We start from the raw sequence: 15,092 nt of genomic DNA on the forward strand, positions 1-15,092 counted from the left end.
CGGGAATAGCTCAGTTGGTAGAGCACGACCTTGCCAAGGTCGGGGTCGCGAGTTCGAGTCTCGTTTCCCGCTCCAGATAAAAAGGCACCTTCTCAGGAAGGTGCCTTTTTTGTTGGAAGAAATATCGAGTCTCCCGCCCAGATCGGAGGGCGAGAGATTCGAGCCACGCTGCGCTCAGTGCCGTGCAGCGTCCTCGGGCAGGGCCAGCAGTTGCTTTTCCTGAACCCAGTCAAAATCCAGGCCATGTTGCTCGGCAATGAAGCGGCGCTCATCCAGCTGCTGGAACAGTTCGATCTCTTCGTCCGGCATGTAATGCAGGCAGTCGCCGCCGAAGAACCACAAAAGGTCGCGCGGAATCAGGTGGGCAATCTGCGGGTAGCGATGGAAGACCTGTACGATCAGTTCCTGACCGAGGTACATGGCGTCTTCCGGCTGGCCGCGGAGTGCCTCCAGCAGTGCGTCAAAGCGCTCAAGGAACAGGGCGTGGTTGTCTTCAGGTACCTGTTCGGCCTCACCCAGTGCGGCCAGTACGCTGCGTAGGTGGTTGAGCAGGGCGAGATGGTGTTCGAGGTAATTCATTAGTGCGAGCCGGCAATTCACGGGGGCGCGAGTATAGCAGTTGTGCGATCGTCGCCCGTTAATCCGGCACTTCGCGGCGCCATTGCAGTGCGAATGTGCGTTCAAGGTTGCATTTCCCCTGGCCAGCCTCTATCTAGTGGCTTCGATTTTCCGCATGTGACTCCCCATGACATCTGCATTGACCATCCGTCAGCTGACCAAGACCTACGGCAACGGCTTCCAGGCACTGCAAGGCATTGACCTGGAAGTGGCTGAAGGTGATTTCTTCGCCTTGCTCGGTCCCAATGGGGCCGGTAAATCGACCACCATCGGTATCCTCTCGACTCTGGTCAACAAGACCTCCGGCACTGTTGAGGTGTTCGGGCATGATCTGGATCAGGACCCTGCAGGCCTCAAGCGCTGCTTGGGCGTCGTGCCGCAGGAGTTCAACTTCAACCAGTTTGAGAAGGCCTTCGACATCCTGGTGGCCCAGGCGGGCTATTACGGTATTCCGGCACGCTTGGCCGGTGAGCGCGCCGAGCAGTACCTGACCGAGCTGGGGCTCTGGGAAAAGCGCAATGTGCCCTCACGGATGCTCTCAGGCGGCATGAAGCGCCGATTGATGATTGCGCGAGCGCTGATCCATCAGCCGCGCCTGCTGATCCTCGATGAGCCGACGGCGGGCGTTGATATCGAGCTGCGCCGCTCGATGTGGAGCTTTTTGACGCGCCTGAATCAGCAGGGCATAACCATCATTCTCACCACCCACTATCTCGAAGAAGCCGAACAGCTGTGCCGCAATATCGGCATCATCGATCACGGGCGGATTGTCGAAAACACCAGCATGCGCGAGCTGCTGATGAAGCTGCATGTCGAAACCTTCCTGCTCGATCTGCGGCGCCCGCAACAGATCGTGCCGGCCCTATCCGGGTATCAGGCCAAGCTTATCGACGCACAGACCCTTGAGGTGCAGGTCGAGAAGAGTCAGGGGCTCAATTCGCTGTTTGCGCAGTTGGCCAATCGCGGTATCGAGGTGCTGAGCATGCGCAACAAGACCAATCGCCTTGAGGAGCTGTTCGTTTCTCTGGTGGAAAAGAATCTGGCAGGGGGGCAGTAAATGTCTGTGGAATTTCGTGCCAACCGGGTCGCGCTGCAGACCATCGTCCGCAAGGAAGTGCGCCGCTTCATGCGGATCTGGCCGCAGACCCTGCTGCCGCCTGCGATCACCATGGTCCTGTATTTTGTGATCTTCGGTAACCTCATTGGCCGGCAGATCGGTGACATGGGTGGCTTCTCCTACATGGAGTACATCGTCCCCGGTCTGATCATGATGTCAGTGATCACCAATTCCTATGGCAACGTGGTGTCGAGCTTCTTTGGCACCAAATTTCACCGCTCCATCGAGGAGTTGATGGTCTCGCCGACCTCGCCCCATGTGATTCTGGTGGGCTTTGTGACCGGTGGCGTGCTGCGGGGGTTGGCGGTTGCGCTGATCGTCACCGCGCTCTCGCTGTTCTTCACCCGCCTGCAGGTACACAACATCGCGGTGACCGTGCTCGTGATCCTGCTGGCCGCGACCATTTTCTCGTTGTGTGGCTTTATCAACGCCGTTTATGCGCGCAACTTCGATGATATTTCGATCATTCCAACCTTCGTGCTGACGCCGCTGACCTACCTGGGTGGCGTGTTCTACTCGATCAGCATGCTGCCATCGTTCTGGCAGACCGTATCCATGGGGAATCCGATCCTGCACATGGTCAATGCCTTCCGCTATGGGATTCTCGGCGTTTCTGACATCCATATCGGTATCGCCATGGCCCTGATGGTGCTGGCGGCTGTGGTGCTGTACACCGTGAGCTTGCAGCTGCTCAAGCGCGGTATCGGCATGCGTCAGTGAATCGACTGCCACCTTTTGGTGGCAGTTTTGAGCTTTTTCTTTCCGAGTGAGTCCCGCATGGCGCAAGACGTTTATCACTCTCCGCTGGGCAAGGCCACGGAGTACGTGGCGGAGTACGCCCCCGAGCTGTTGTTCCCGATTCCTCGCCTGGCCAAGTGGTTGGAGCTGGGCATTGACCCCGAGGCTCTGCCATTTGTGGGGCATGACGTGTGGAACTGCTACGAGCTGTCCTGGCTGAACGAGCGCGGCAGACCCTGCGTGGCGATCGGCGAGTTTGTCATCCCGGCACATTCGCCCTGCATCATCGAGTCCAAGTCCTTCAAGTTGTATCTCAACTCCCTGAACCAGACGCGCTTTGCTGGGCCTGCGGCGCTGGTCGAGGTGCTGGAGCGTGATCTGTCTGCGGCAGCCGGCGCGCCGGTAGCGGTGCGGGTACGCAGCCTGCAGGAGGTGACGGAGGAGGGTGTAGCTGCTGCGCCGGGGACGTGCATCGATGAGCAGGATATTGCCATTGAATGTTATGGCCCGCCGGATGCGGCGCTGCTGGCCAGCGATCGTGCTTGTCGGGTCGATGAAGTCCTGCACAGTCACTTGCTCAAGTCCAACTGCCCAGTGACGGGGCAGCCGGACTGGGGCACGCTGGTGATCGATTATCGCGGTCCGCAACTGGACCGTGCGGCGCTGCTGGCGTATGTGGTGTCACTGCGGATGCATGGTGACTTCCATGAGCAGTGTGTCGAGCGGGTCTATCTGGATCTGCTGCGGCATCTGCAGCCCGAGCGGCTGAGTGTGCGGGCACGTTATGTGCGCCGCGGTGGTTTGGACATCAATCCGTGCCGCAGCCTGCAAGCTATGGCGGTTGATAACCGGCGCCTGGTCCGCCAGTGAGCCTGCGCTCTGCCGCTGGGCGGAGCACAGGCTTTTTCGGTTATTCAGATGCCCATGTTGGCCAGCGTCTGCAAGATGGCGCGCAGGCTGCCTGCCAGTGTCGGGTGGCTGACTTCAAAACGCTCGACGGCCAGGTTGACACCATCGATCAGGCTCGCCTCGGCTGAGTGTGCCCGTTCACTGGCCAGACGCAGCTCGATGTCAGCCATCAGTTCGACCAGCGCGGCCTGATCTTCCTCGCCCAAGGGCTGCTGGGTGTCGGCCAGTTGCTGGCGCAGGTCGTCGAGTTGCTGTTGCAGTTGGCGTATTGGCATGGCGTAGGTTTCCTGACTGATGATCGTGCAAGGCGGCGCTGCTGCCGTCCTGCCTGCTGCAAGATTAACCCAGGTACGCTCGGGTTGCTGCCCGTATCGGCAAGCCTGACCATGGGGTGGTTATAATGCGTCTCCGGCAAGGTTTACCCGCCTGGCCGATACCCTGTCCAAGGAGAGCTGTCATGCATTCAACTGCTGCCAAGGGGCGCCGCCAGGCGGTTGCGCTGTTGCTTTCGGGGCTTGCCATGCTGCCGCTGGCGGTCCAGGCCAGCGAGGATGATCCGTGGGAAGCCGTCAACCGGCCGATCTTCGTCTTCAACGATACCGTCGATACCTATGCGCTCAAGCCGCTGGCGCGTGGTTATCAGGCCGTCACGCCGGCTTTTCTCGAGGAGGGGGTCAGCAATGTCTTTGCCAACCTCGGCGAGGTCGGCAATCTGGGCAATAACCTGCTGCAGGGCAAGCTCCATGATGCCGGGGTGGACACTGCACGACTGCTGATCAACAGCACCGTCGGGGTGCTGGGCTTCTTCGATGTCGCACGCCATGCGGGACTGGCGCGCAATGATGAAGATTTCGGCCAGACCCTGGGCGCCTGGGGCGTACCGCGTGGTCCCTATGTGATGCTGCCGCTGCTCGGGCCGAGCACCGTGCGCGATGCGGCGGGGCGTGGGGTCGATACGCTGCATTCGTTTTACCCGCTGATGGAGCATATTCCTACCCGTAACAGCGTGCGCACGCTGGATGTGGTGGATACCCGGGCGCAGCTGCTGTCGGCCGAGCGGGTGATCACCGGTGATAAATATGTATTCCTGCGTAACGCCTACCTGCAAATGCGCGAGTTCAAGGTAAACGACGGGCAGGTCGAGGACGATTTCTAAGGCGTCCGCTACGTTCGCCCGCCGGGTCGGGCGACGTGCCAGCCGTCTCCGAGTCGGGCTTGAACCACGCCGTCGATGGGCGTAGTGTCGCGCCTTGTATCGGCGTCCCCGACGCCTGCTTTTTCCTCCCACCGGCGAGCTGCCTGTGGCGTCCCTTGCCTGGATGGTGCATGCATACGATCAGTGCCAAGCTGTTGGTGATTGATGATGATGAGGGTGTTCGTGCCCGTCTGAGCAATCACCTTGAGGAGTGTGGGTTCTGTGTCCTGCAGGCGGCGAGCGCAGCACAGGGCTGGTGTCTATTTGAGCAGGAGCAGCCGGATCTGGTGCTCTGTGATCTGGGCCTGCCGGTGCAGAGCGGGCACGCGCTGGTGCAGCGCATCGCAGAGTATGGCGGTGATGAGCCGGTGATTGCCCTGTCAGCGGCTGGCGTCATGAGTGATGCGGTCGAGGCGCTGCGTCTGGGCGCGGTCGATTATCTGGTCAAGCCCATCGAGGATCTGGCGCTGCTGGAGCATTCAGTGCGCCGTGCGCTGGATCGCGCGCGCCTGCGTCGTGAGAACCGCCGTTACCGCGAGCGACTGGAGGCAGCCAATCGCGAGCTGCAGGCTAGCCTGCGTCTGCTGCAGGAAGACCAGACCGCCGGCCGTCAGGTGCAGATGAACATGCTGCCGCAGACCCCTTGGGTTACCGAGGATCTGCACTTTGCGCATCGCATCTTGCCGTCGCTGTATCTGTCGGGAGATTTTGTCGATTACTTCCAGATCGATGAGCGGCGCATTGGCTTCTATCTGGCCGATGTGTCCGGCCACGGGGCGTCATCGGCCTTTGTCACGGTGCTGCTCAAGTTCATGACCACGCGCCTGTTGTATGAGTCCCGGCGCGGACGCAATCGCCCGCCGCCCGAGATTCAGCCCTCCCAGGTGCTTGCCCACATCAACCGTGGCCTGCTCAACTGCCGTCTGGGTAAGCATGTGACCATGGTCGGTGGCGTGATTGATCTCGATACGCAGACCCTGACCTACAGTGTGGGAGGGCATCTGCCGCTGCCGGTGCTGTTCTGTGAGGGCGAGGCGCGCTACCTGCAAGGGCGCGGCCTGCCAGTCGGGCTGTTTGACGATGCGCGTTACAAGGATCACCAGCTGCCGCTGCCGGCGCGTTTCAGCCTGACGTTATGCTCGGACGGGGTGCTGGATCTCTTGCCGGGCAATACCCTCAAGGACAAGGAAGCCATACTGCCGGAGCTGGTGCGCAGCTGCGGTGGCACCCTCGAAGGTCTGCAGTCCGCGCTCGGGCTGGCCAATCTGGGAGAGATGCCCGATGATATCGCCTTGCTGGTGCTGAGCAGGAATTGTGCATGAGTACGGGTAAGATCCAGTTTGCCGAGCAGGATGGCGTCTTTGTCCTCAAGTTTGTGGGGGAGGTGCGCCTGACGCTCTGTTCGGCTCTGGATGCGACCATTGAAAGCATCTTTGCTGCTGAGCACTTTGTCGCCATCGTCATTGACCTGACGCAGGCGACCAATATCGATAGCACCACGCTGGGCCTGCTGGCCAAGCTATCGATTCTCTCTCGGCAAAAGAGCGGCTTGCTACCGACCCTAGTCACCACCAATCCCGACATTGACCGCTTGCTCGAGTCGATGGGTTTTGAGCAGGTGTTCAATATTGTCGGCTCGCCCGTGCGCTGCCCGGATTGCCTGTGTGATCTGCCGCCACAGGATGCCAATGAGTCCACGGTACGCCATACCGTGCTCGAAGCGCACCGCATCCTCATGGACCTTAATGAGCGCAATCGTGAGGCCTTTCGCGATCTGGTCACGGCACTTGAGCGCGGCTAAGCCGCGCCCTTGCCTCCATCGCCTGCTGCGGCTGGCTCCAAGGCCTCAGCACAGCCCCTGCAGCAGAGCCTCCAGTTTTTCCTGATCGCGCGCAAACGAGCGGATACCTTCGGCCAGCTTTTCAGTGGCCATCGCATCCTCATTGAGCTGCCAGCGAAAGCGGGGCTCATCGAGGTGCTCGCGTGGTTCGGCGGTGGCTCCTGGTGCGAGGCGCCGCGGCAGCGCTCCCTGGCTCTGAGCCAGTTGCTCCAAAAGATCCGGGCTGATGGTCAGGCGGTCACAGCCGGCCAGCTGTTCGATCTGGCCAAGATTGCGGAAGCTGGCGCCCATCACCACGGTCCCGTAGTCGTGGGCCTTGTAGTAGTTGTAAATGCGCGTGACGGACTGCACGCCCGGATCTTCGCTGGCGCTGAAGTCGCGCCCTTCAGCCTTGCGGTACCAGTCGTAGATGCGGCCGACAAAGGGCGAAATCAGGAAGGCGCCGGCATCGGCACAGGCCTGGGCCTGGGCGAAGCTGAACAGCAGAGTCAGGTTGGTCTGGATGCCCTCGCGCTCGAGCTGTTCGGCGGCGCGAATGCCTTCCCAAGTGGCGGCGATCTTGATCAGCACCCGCTCACGATCCACACCCGCATCGGCATACAGCCCGATCAGCCGCTGCGCGCGCGCCACGCTTGCCGGCGTATCGAAAGACAGCCGGGCATCCACCTCGGTTGAGACCCGACCCGGGATGCCCGCAAGGATCTCGCGGCCAACCGCAACCGCAAAGCGGTCGCAGGCCAGCGCAGGATCGCTGCCATGGGCCACGGCATCATGCAGCAGGGGCTGGCAACGCGGCAGGGCAGCGGCCTTGAGCAACAGCGAGGGATTGGTGGTGGCATCCACCGGCTGCAGCCGGGCGATGGCTTCAAAGTCGCCCGTGTCGGCGACGACGGTGGTGTATTGCTTGAGTTGCTCCAGCTTGGAAGTCATCGATCCTGCATCCGCTCAGTGTGCAAGCGCCTGACATTACCTTAGAGCCTGTGACCCCTCAATGACTCAGTGCGGCGCAGCGGGTGATCGCTCTGCCGGCTGGCGTGGGCGAGTATTGGTTTGAGGTTGAAGGCGGCAGTTTGCGCGGCGGATCACGCGGTATCTGCCAGCGCTTTCACGGCCTGCGATGCGGCCTGCGGCAAGCAGATTAGCCATGCACTAGCGTGACGGCTCCTGCCGGTGATCGCTGGCAGGCCTTTTGACTGACCAAGGGACTGCACCTCATGATTCGACCATTGACTTCTGCTTTGCTGCTGGCGCTGATGGCCAGTATTTCCCTGCCGCTCCAGGCCAATCCCTCGCTTGCTACCGAGCCGCCTGCTGCGCTCAATGTGCCCGCAGCCCCCGTAGCGGCTGCGCAGAACGCTGCTCCTGAGGCTGCCGCCGCAGCGCCGGCGAATATGTCCGGACAGGTGCTGATCAATTCGGCGGATGCCGAGATGCTGGCGCGTGAGCTCAGCGGTATCGGCGCCGCCAAGGCACAGGCCATCGTTGCCTATCGTGAGGCGAATGGCCCGTTTGCGGTGGTGGATGAGCTGCTTGAGGTGCGCGGGATCGGTCCGGCGATCCTCGAGAAGAACCGTGCCCGGCTGAGCCTCGATTAACGCTGGGTTGGCGCGGGGAGGGGCCTTGCCGGTGGCCGGCCCCTTTCCCATGGTGTGGCGGTTTATTTCAGGCGTCGCTCAACGCCTTTCTCCACCAGCACCTTGGCGGAGATCTCCTCGACCGAAAAGTGCGTCGAATTGATGAAAGGAATGTTCTCGCGGCGTAGCAGGGCTTCCACTTCACGCACTTCAAACTCGCACTGCGCGTAGCTGGCGTAGCGACTGTTGGGCTTGCGCTCATGGCGGATGGCGGCCAGACGGTCAGGGTCAATGGTCAGGCCGAACAATTTATCCTTGTGGGCGCGCAACGCGGTTGGCAGGGTCAGGCGCTCCATGTCCTCTTCGGTCAACGGATAGTTGGCAGCACGGATCCCGTATTGCATGGCCATGTACAGGCAGGTCGGCGTCTTGCCGCAGCGCGATACGCCGACCAGAATCAAGTCTGCCTTGTTGTAGTAATGGGTGCGCGCCCCGTCGTCGTTGTCCAGCGCAAAATGCACCGCGTCGATGCGCTCCATGTAGTTGGGGTTGTGGGCAATCGAGTGCGACTTGCCGACCGAATAGGAGGAGTGGGCATTGAGCTCCTGCTCCAGCGGCGAGAGAAAGGTCGAGAAGATGTCGACCATAAAGCCGTTGCAGTGCGCCAGAACCTGGCGAATTTCGCTGTTGACGATGGTATCGAAGATGATGGGGCGCACGCCGTCTGCCTCGGCAGCTGCATTGATTTGTTGTACCATCATCCGCGCTTTTTCCACCGTATCGATGTACGGTCGGGTCAGCTTGTGGAAGTTGAAATTCTCGAACTGGGCGAGCAGGCTCTGGCCCAGGGTTTCGGCGGTGATACCGGTGCCGTCGGAGATGAAGAACGCAGTACGTTTCATGGTCGCCCTGTCAGGCTGAGGGGAACAGGTTCCCGGCTATCGTGGAGCGGCCCGCAGCGACAGTCCGCCGTAATGACGGCATTTTCACCCATTTTCCCGGTAGCGGCCACAAGCCGCCGCTGGTCGAAAAGCGCTTTCTGCACACACTTAGGGGAGAAGTCACCTTGGCAGAGTACGTAGTTTCCCTCGACAAGCTCGGCGTCCACGATGTAGAGCACGTGGGGGGCAAGAATGCTTCCCTGGGCGAGATGATCAGCAACCTCGCCGGTGCGGGAGTATCCGTACCCGGTGGCTTCGCCACCACCGCGCAGGCCTACCGTGACTTCCTCGAGCAGAGTGGTCTCAACGAGCGCATCCATGCGGCTCTCGATGCCCTGGATGTCGATGACGTCAATGCGCTGGCCAAGACCGGTGCCGAGATCCGCCAGTGGGTGATGGACGCCGAGTTTCCCGCCCAGCTGGATGCCGACATCCGCCATGCATTTGCCGAGATGAGTGCCGGCAACGAGCACATGGCCGTGGCCGTGCGCTCTTCCGCGACTGCTGAAGACCTGCCGGATGCCTCCTTTGCCGGCCAGCAGGAAACCTTCCTGAACATCCGTGGCGTCGATAACGTGATCCGCGCCACCAAGGAAGTCTTCGCTTCCCTGTTCAACGACCGCGCCATTGCCTACCGCGTGCACCAGGGCTTTGATCACAAGCTGGTCGCCCTGTCGGCCGGCGTACAGCGTATGGTTCGCTCGGAAACCGGCACCGCCGGGGTGATGTTCACCCTGGACACCGAATCCGGCTTCCGTGATGTGGTGTTCATCACCGGCGCCTATGGCCTGGGCGAGACCGTGGTGCAGGGCGCAGTCAACCCTGATGAGTTCTATGTGCACAAGCCGACGCTGGAAGCTGGCCGCCCGGCCATCCTGCGCCGCAACCTCGGCAGCAAGGCGATCAAGATGGTCTATGGCGATGAAGCCAAGGCCGGTCGCTCGGTCAAGGTGGTCGATGTCGAGCGTGCCGACCGGGCGCGTTTTGCCCTGACCGATGCCGAAGTCACCGAGCTGGCCAAACAAGCCTTGATCATCGAGAAGCACTATGGCCGCCCGATGGACATCGAGTGGGCCAAGGATGGGGATGATGGCCAGCTGTACATCGTGCAGGCTCGCCCGGAGACGGTAAAAAGCCGCTCCAGCAACGTCATGGAGCGTTACCTGCTCAAGGAAAAGGGCAAGGTACTGGTCGAGGGCCGTGCCATCGGTCAGCGCATCGGTGCTGGCCGGGTCGTGGTGATCCACGATATCGCCGAGATGGACAAAGTACAGCCGGGCGACGTGCTGGTGTCCGACATGACCGACCCGGACTGGGAGCCGATCATGAAGCGCGCCAGCGCGATCGTCACCAACCGTGGCGGGCGTACCTGCCATGCAGCAATCATCGCCCGTGAGCTGGGTATCCCAGCGGTGGTCGGTTGCGGCAACGCGACCCATGTCCTCAAGGATGGCATGGAGGTGACTGTCTCCTGCGCCGAAGGCGATACCGGCCTGATCTACGAGGGCGCGCTGGGCTTTGACGTGCGGCAGAATTCGGTGGATGCCATGCCGGAGCTGCCGTTCAAGATCATGATGAACGTCGGTAACCCGGATCGTGCCTTTGACTTTGCCCAGCTGCCCAATGCCGGGGTTGGTCTGGCGCGTCTGGAGTTCATCATCAACCGCATGATCGGCGTGCACCCCAAGGCCCTGCTGAACTTCGACAGCCTGCCGCCGGAAACCCGTGACAGTGTCGAGAAGCGCATTGCCGGCTACGACGATCCGGTCGGCTTCTACGTCGAGAAGCTGGTCGAGGGCATCAGTACCCTGGCTGCCGCCTTCTGGCCGAAGAAGGTCATCGTGCGCATGTCCGACTTCAAGTCCAACGAGTATGCCAACCTGATCGGCGGCAAGCTCTACGAGCCGGAAGAAGAGAACCCGATGCTCGGCTTCCGCGGCGCCTCGCGTTACATCAGCGACAGCTTCCGCGACTGCTTCGAGCTGGAATGCCGGGCGATGAAGAAGGTCCGCAACGAAATGGGCCTGACCAACGTCGAGATCATGATCCCGTTCGTGCGCACCCTTGGTGAAGCCTCGCAGGTCGTCGAGCTCTTGGCCAGCCATGGCCTCAAGCGCGGCGAGAACGGCCTGCGGGTGATCATGATGTGCGAGCTGCCGTCCAATGCGCTGCTGGCGGACGAGTTCCTCGAGTACTTCGATGGCTTCTCGATCGGCTCCAACGACCTGACCCAGCTGACCTTGGGCCTCGACCGTGACTCGGGGATCATTGCTCACCTGTTCGATGAGCGAAATCCGGCGGTCAAGAAGCTGCTCTCCAGTGCCATTGCGGCCTGTACCAAGGCCGGCAAGTACATCGGTATCTGCGGTCAGGGGCCTTCGGATCACCCAGATCTGGCCAAATGGCTGATGGAGCAGGGCATCGACAGCGTATCGCTGAACCCTGACTCGGTACTCGACACCTGGTTCTTCCTGGCTGACGAGCACGCCTGAGTCGGCTGAGCGTGGTGCAAACGCAGGGCGGGGCCTTAACGGGCACCCGCCCTGTGTGTTTAGGCCGCGCCCTCCCTACATTGGCCTAGTTTGCGCGCGGCGGGCGAGTGGCTAGGATGAGGGTGTTCGCGGTGCCGAGCGCCTTGGGTGCGCTAGCCCGTAACTTTTTTGCCGAACTTTCAACGCAAGGAGCCTTGCATGCAATACGTCACCCCCGATCTGTGCGACGCCTACCCCTATGTGCATGTTGTCGAGCCGATGTTCAGCAACTTCGGCGGCCGCGATTCCTTCGGTGGCCAGATCGTCACCATCAAGTGCTTTGAAGACAACTCGCTGGTCAAGGAGCAGGTCGAGCTGGATGGCCGTGGCAAGGTGCTGGTGGTGGATGGCGGCGGTTCGCTGCGCCGGGCGCTGCTGGGCGACATGCTGGCTGAGAAGGCTGCGAAGAATGGCTGGGAAGGCATCGTGGTCTATGGCTGCATTCGTGATGTGGACGTAATTGCCCAGACTGACCTTGGAGTGCAGGCCCTGGCGGCGCATCCGATGAAGACCGACAAGCGCGGCATCGGTGACCTGAACGTGGCCGTGACATTCGGCGGTGTAACGTTCCGTCCCGGTGAATACCTGTATGCCGATAACAACGGCGTCATCGTGTCCCCCGACGCCCTGCAGATGCCGGCCTGAGCATGGGGGTCGTCCTGCAGACGGTGATAGCATTCTCAGTGGAGCCGGTGCATGCGTGAAGGCGATCAGGGTGGCGAGCGCGGTCTGGTCTACGGCTATGTGCTGGACGGCGAGGGCGGTGCCCGGCGTCTGAGTCGTGATGCGCTGGCGGTGCTGGACCTGCGCCCGGGCGAGAGCCTCTGGCTGCACTGGGATCGCAGCGTGCCCGGCGCCCGTCAGTGGCTGCGTGACAGCAGCGGACTCAATGCGTTTGCCTGTGATCTGCTGCTCGAAGAGGCGACCCGCCCACGCCTGCTGCATCTGGGTGCCGAGCGCCTGTTGCTGTTTTTACGCGGCGTCAACCGCAATCCCGGGGCGGCTCCTGAGGATATGGTTTCGCTGCGCATCTATGCCGATGCGCAGCGAGTCATCTCCCTGCGCCTACGCCCGCTGCAGGCCATTGACAGTCTTTGTCAGGCCTTTGAGCGGCGCGAAGGGCCGTGCAATGCCTCGCAGGTCTTGCTGTTTCTAGCCGAGGCGCTGACCGATCATGTCGATACGCTGACCAGCGATCTGGCTGAGCGTCTTGATGCGATTGAAGAAGCTCTCGAGCAGGATGAGCAGGCGGTGCCGGATCGCCATCAATTGCTCACCCTGCGGCGCCAAGCAGCCAGCCTGCGCCGCTACCTGGCACCGCAGCGCGATATCTATGCCCAGCTTGCCAGCAATCACCTGAGCTGGCGCAGCAGTGAAGATGCTGATCAGTGGAACGAGCTGCATAACCGGCTGATCCGCAACCTCGAGGAGCTGGAACTGGCCCGCGAGCGGGTCAGTCTGCTGCAGGAAGCCGAGCACCGGCGCATCACCGAGCGGATGAATCGCACCATGTACCTGCTGGGGATCATTACCGGGTTCTTCCTGCCGATGAGCTTTCTCACCGGTCTGCTCGGCATCAACGTCGGTGGCATACCCGGCTCCGAGCACCCCTATGGCTTTGTGCTGGCCTGCCTGCTGATTGGCGGGCTGGCGCTGTTTCAGTGGTGGTTGTTCCGGCGCCTGCGCTGGCTGTGAGGGGCGTGCCCGTGTGACGGCGAGCGTGCCGGCAGCGTCCCGATAGGGACTGTTTCGGGTTTTTCATTGGCGAGGCTGAGGTGTCCATGCAAGATCCTTTTGAGGCATCGCTGCGCGATCTGCTGCGTGAATCGCGGGCGCCCTCGGCGGAGCCGGCCGAGCACGATCGCCTGCACCGCGTACTCAAGACTGCCAACCGCCAGACCGGAGCCGGTGATCTGCTGCGCCTGCTCGGTCACTGGTTCTGTGCCCTGAGGCTGGCTTTCAATCGTGGCACGACCCGTCCGGCGGTGTCGGTAACCCGTCGACTGCACAACGGCGCGCACCGCGCCCATGAGGCTGACTGAACATGGAATTCGATATCTGGACCCAGGGCCTGCTCGGCGCGATGAGTACCCTGTGGGGCAAGCTGGCTGGTTTCATCCCCAATTTGCTGGGGGCCTTGCTGGTGGTGGTGCTGGGTTTTGTGGTGGCCAAGCTGCTCGACACCTTGCTGTCCAAACTGCTGGCCAAGCTCGGCCTGGATCGCCTGTTGGCCGGCACGGGGCTGCCGCGTGTGCTGGAGCGCGCGGGGGTCAGCAGCAGCGTTTCAACCCTCGCGGGGCGGATCGTCTACTGGTTCGTGCTGCTGGTGTTCCTGGTTTCGGCGGCGGAGTCGCTGGGCCTGCAGCGGGTGTCGGCGACTCTGGATTTGTTCGCCCTGTATCTGCCCAAGGTCTTTGGCGCGGCGCTGGTGCTGTTGGCTGGTGTGCTGCTGGCCCAGCTGGCCAACAGTCTGGTGCGCGGCGCGGCCGAGGGGGTAGGGCTTGAGTATGGCAACAGTCTGGGGCGGGTGGCGCAGGTCATGGTCATCGTCATCAGCATCTCGGTGGCCATTGGGCAGCTTGAGGTCAAGACGGATCTGCTGAACCTGGTCATCGGCATCGTGCTGACCTCGGTCGGGCTGGCGCTGGCGCTGGCGCTGGGCCTGGGCAGTCGTGCCGTGGTCGGGCAGATCGTGGCGGGCATCTACCTGCGCGAGCTCTATGAGGTCGGCCAACAGATCCGTGTGGGTGAGGTGGAGGGGGTGATCGAGGAAATCGGCACGGTCAAGACGATCCTGCTCGATGAGCAGGGTGAGCTGGTGACCCTCAGCAACAGCTTGCTGCTCAGTGAGCAGGTACGCAGCCGCTGAACCTTTTGCTATCGCCCGCAAGGGGTGGCGTCCAGCGTCCCGTGGACGCGCTCGCCCTGCCTTGCGCACCAGACTGGCCCGATCCGTGAACATACCCAGTGCCCCGTCCCTGCGTTACGAACCCCACGAGCTGACCGATGAGGAGCTGGTGCAGCGTGCTCGTGAGGAGCTGCTGCATGTCACGCGGGCCTATGAGGAGCTGATGCGCCGCTACCAGCGCACGCTGTTCAATGTCTGCGCGCGCTACCTGGGCAATGACCGCGATGCCGACGATGTCTGCCAGGAAATCATGCTCAAGGTGCTCTATGGGCTGAAGAACTTTGAGGGCAAATCCAAGTTCAAGACCTGGCTGTACAGCATTACCTACAACGAGTGCATCACCCAGTACCGCAAGGAGCGCCGCAAGCGCCGCCTGATTGATGCGCTGAGCCTGGACCCTCAGGAAGAAGCCGAGGAGGAAAAAGCCCCCGAGGCTGAAACACGCGGCGGGCTCGACCGTTGGCTGGCACACGTCAATCCGATTGACCGGGAGATTCTGGTGCTGCGCTTTGTGGCCGAACTCGAGTTTCAGGAAATCGCCGACATCATGCACATGGGGCTGAGTGCCACCAAGATGCGTTACAAGCGCGCGCTGGATCGGTTGCGTGAGCGTTTTGCCAGTGAAGGCGAGGAGGCCGCTCTATAGGGCACCTCTAAAAACCAGGCTCACCTCCGGGTAAAATCGCCGTCCCGTTGACCACCCGGAGTCTGCTGATGTTGA

The 15,092-nt window shown here is 61.8% G+C and carries 17 protein-coding genes; 13 read left to right on the plus strand and 4 right to left on the minus strand.

Annotated features, from left to right (window positions below):
• Positions 1-174: 174 nt before the first annotated feature.
• The gene (locus MXC11_RS11710; RefSeq protein WP_250010358.1) at positions 175-579 is read right to left on the minus strand and encodes a PA2817 family protein; all 405 of its coding nucleotides are present in this window, start codon (positions 577-579) and stop codon (positions 175-177) included.
• A gap of 166 nt (positions 580-745) precedes the next feature.
• On the opposite strand from MXC11_RS11710, the gene MXC11_RS11715 reads away from it, so the two are divergent.
• Genes MXC11_RS11715 through queF form a run of 3 tightly spaced genes read left to right on the plus strand, consistent with a single transcriptional unit; the run spans position 746 to position 3,343 of the window.
• Positions 746-1,675, plus strand: coding sequence for an ABC transporter ATP-binding protein (locus MXC11_RS11715; protein WP_250010359.1), 930 nt, complete (start codon positions 746-748; stop codon positions 1,673-1,675).
• Positions 1,676-2,455 carry an ABC transporter permease gene (locus MXC11_RS11720; RefSeq protein ID WP_250010360.1) on the plus strand — a complete coding sequence of 260 codons (780 nt, stop codon included), beginning with the start codon at positions 1,676-1,678 and terminating at the stop codon, positions 2,453-2,455. It abuts the gene before it with no gap.
• 57 nt (positions 2,456-2,512) lie between these two features.
• The gene (gene queF, locus MXC11_RS11725) at positions 2,513-3,343 is read left to right on the plus strand and encodes an NADPH-dependent 7-cyano-7-deazaguanine reductase QueF (protein ID WP_250010361.1); all 831 of its coding nucleotides are present in this window, start codon (positions 2,513-2,515) and stop codon (positions 3,341-3,343) included.
• Between the two features lie 44 nt (positions 3,344-3,387).
• On the opposite strand, the gene MXC11_RS11730 is transcribed toward queF, so the two are convergent.
• Positions 3,388-3,657 (minus strand): DUF4404 family protein, encoded by a 270-nt coding sequence (locus MXC11_RS11730; RefSeq protein ID WP_250010362.1) that lies wholly within the window; start codon positions 3,655-3,657, stop codon positions 3,388-3,390.
• A gap of 245 nt (positions 3,658-3,902) precedes the next feature.
• On the opposite strand from MXC11_RS11730, the gene MXC11_RS11735 reads away from it, so the two are divergent.
• The 3 genes from MXC11_RS11735 to rssC all read left to right on the plus strand — a co-directional run bounded on the left by MXC11_RS11735 (position 3,903) and on the right by rssC (position 6,378).
• Complete coding sequence (locus MXC11_RS11735) at positions 3,903-4,538, plus strand: MlaA family lipoprotein (RefSeq protein ID WP_462938126.1); 636 nt, start codon at positions 3,903-3,905, stop codon at positions 4,536-4,538.
• Between the two features lie 170 nt (positions 4,539-4,708).
• Positions 4,709-5,899 carry a PP2C family protein-serine/threonine phosphatase gene (locus tag MXC11_RS11740; RefSeq protein WP_250010364.1) on the plus strand — a complete coding sequence of 397 codons (1,191 nt, stop codon included), beginning with the start codon at positions 4,709-4,711 and terminating at the stop codon, positions 5,897-5,899.
• On the plus strand, positions 5,896-6,378 hold the full coding sequence (gene rssC / locus MXC11_RS11745; RefSeq protein ID WP_250010365.1) for an anti-sigma factor antagonist RssC: 483 nt from the start codon (positions 5,896-5,898) through the stop codon (positions 6,376-6,378). The genes MXC11_RS11740 and rssC overlap by 4 nt, the downstream gene beginning before the upstream one ends.
• Before the next feature lie 45 nt (positions 6,379-6,423).
• Here rssC and tal read toward each other — a convergent pair whose 3' ends face one another.
• Entirely contained in the window at positions 6,424-7,347 is a 924-nt protein-coding gene (gene tal, locus MXC11_RS11750) for a transaldolase (protein ID WP_250010366.1), read from the minus strand.
• 284 nt (positions 7,348-7,631) lie between these two features.
• On the opposite strand from tal, the gene MXC11_RS11755 reads away from it, so the two are divergent.
• Positions 7,632-8,012 carry a ComEA family DNA-binding protein gene (locus MXC11_RS11755; protein WP_250010367.1) on the plus strand — a complete coding sequence of 127 codons (381 nt, stop codon included), beginning with the start codon at positions 7,632-7,634 and terminating at the stop codon, positions 8,010-8,012.
• Between the two features lie 62 nt (positions 8,013-8,074).
• Here MXC11_RS11755 and ppsR read toward each other — a convergent pair whose 3' ends face one another.
• Positions 8,075-8,893 (minus strand): posphoenolpyruvate synthetase regulatory kinase/phosphorylase PpsR, encoded by an 819-nt coding sequence (gene ppsR, locus MXC11_RS11760; protein ID WP_250010368.1) that lies wholly within the window; start codon positions 8,891-8,893, stop codon positions 8,075-8,077.
• A 164-nt stretch (positions 8,894-9,057) separates the two neighbouring features.
• Here ppsR and ppsA point away from each other — a divergent pair, with 164 nt between their 5' ends.
• The 6 genes from ppsA to sigX all read left to right on the plus strand — a co-directional run bounded on the left by ppsA (position 9,058) and on the right by sigX (position 15,017).
• Positions 9,058-11,424 (plus strand): phosphoenolpyruvate synthase, encoded by a 2,367-nt coding sequence (gene ppsA / locus MXC11_RS11765; RefSeq protein WP_250010369.1) that lies wholly within the window; start codon positions 9,058-9,060, stop codon positions 11,422-11,424.
• Between the two features lie 198 nt (positions 11,425-11,622).
• Entirely contained in the window at positions 11,623-12,108 is a 486-nt protein-coding gene (gene rraA, locus MXC11_RS11770; protein ID WP_250010370.1) for a ribonuclease E activity regulator RraA, read from the plus strand.
• Between the two features lie 51 nt (positions 12,109-12,159).
• The gene (locus tag MXC11_RS11775; RefSeq protein WP_250010371.1) at positions 12,160-13,158 is read left to right on the plus strand and encodes a zinc transporter ZntB; all 999 of its coding nucleotides are present in this window, start codon (positions 12,160-12,162) and stop codon (positions 13,156-13,158) included.
• 86 nt (positions 13,159-13,244) lie between these two features.
• A complete protein-coding gene (locus MXC11_RS11780; RefSeq protein ID WP_250010372.1) occupies positions 13,245-13,505 on the plus strand; it encodes a CrfX protein in 261 nt (86 codons plus the stop codon).
• Between the two features lie 2 nt (positions 13,506-13,507).
• Complete coding sequence (locus MXC11_RS11785) at positions 13,508-14,332, plus strand: mechanosensitive ion channel family protein (RefSeq protein WP_250010373.1); 825 nt, start codon at positions 13,508-13,510, stop codon at positions 14,330-14,332.
• Positions 14,333-14,417: 85 nt separating this feature from the next.
• Positions 14,418-15,017: an RNA polymerase sigma factor SigX gene (gene sigX / locus MXC11_RS11790; protein WP_462938125.1), complete on the plus strand. Its 600-nt coding sequence runs from the start codon at positions 14,418-14,420 to the stop codon at positions 15,015-15,017.
• Positions 15,018-15,092 lie beyond the last annotated feature (75 nt).

The sequence above is a fragment of the Pseudomonas eutrophicaquae genome (assembly GCF_023544715.1).
Lineage (GTDB): Bacteria > Pseudomonadota > Gammaproteobacteria > Pseudomonadales > Pseudomonadaceae > Geopseudomonas.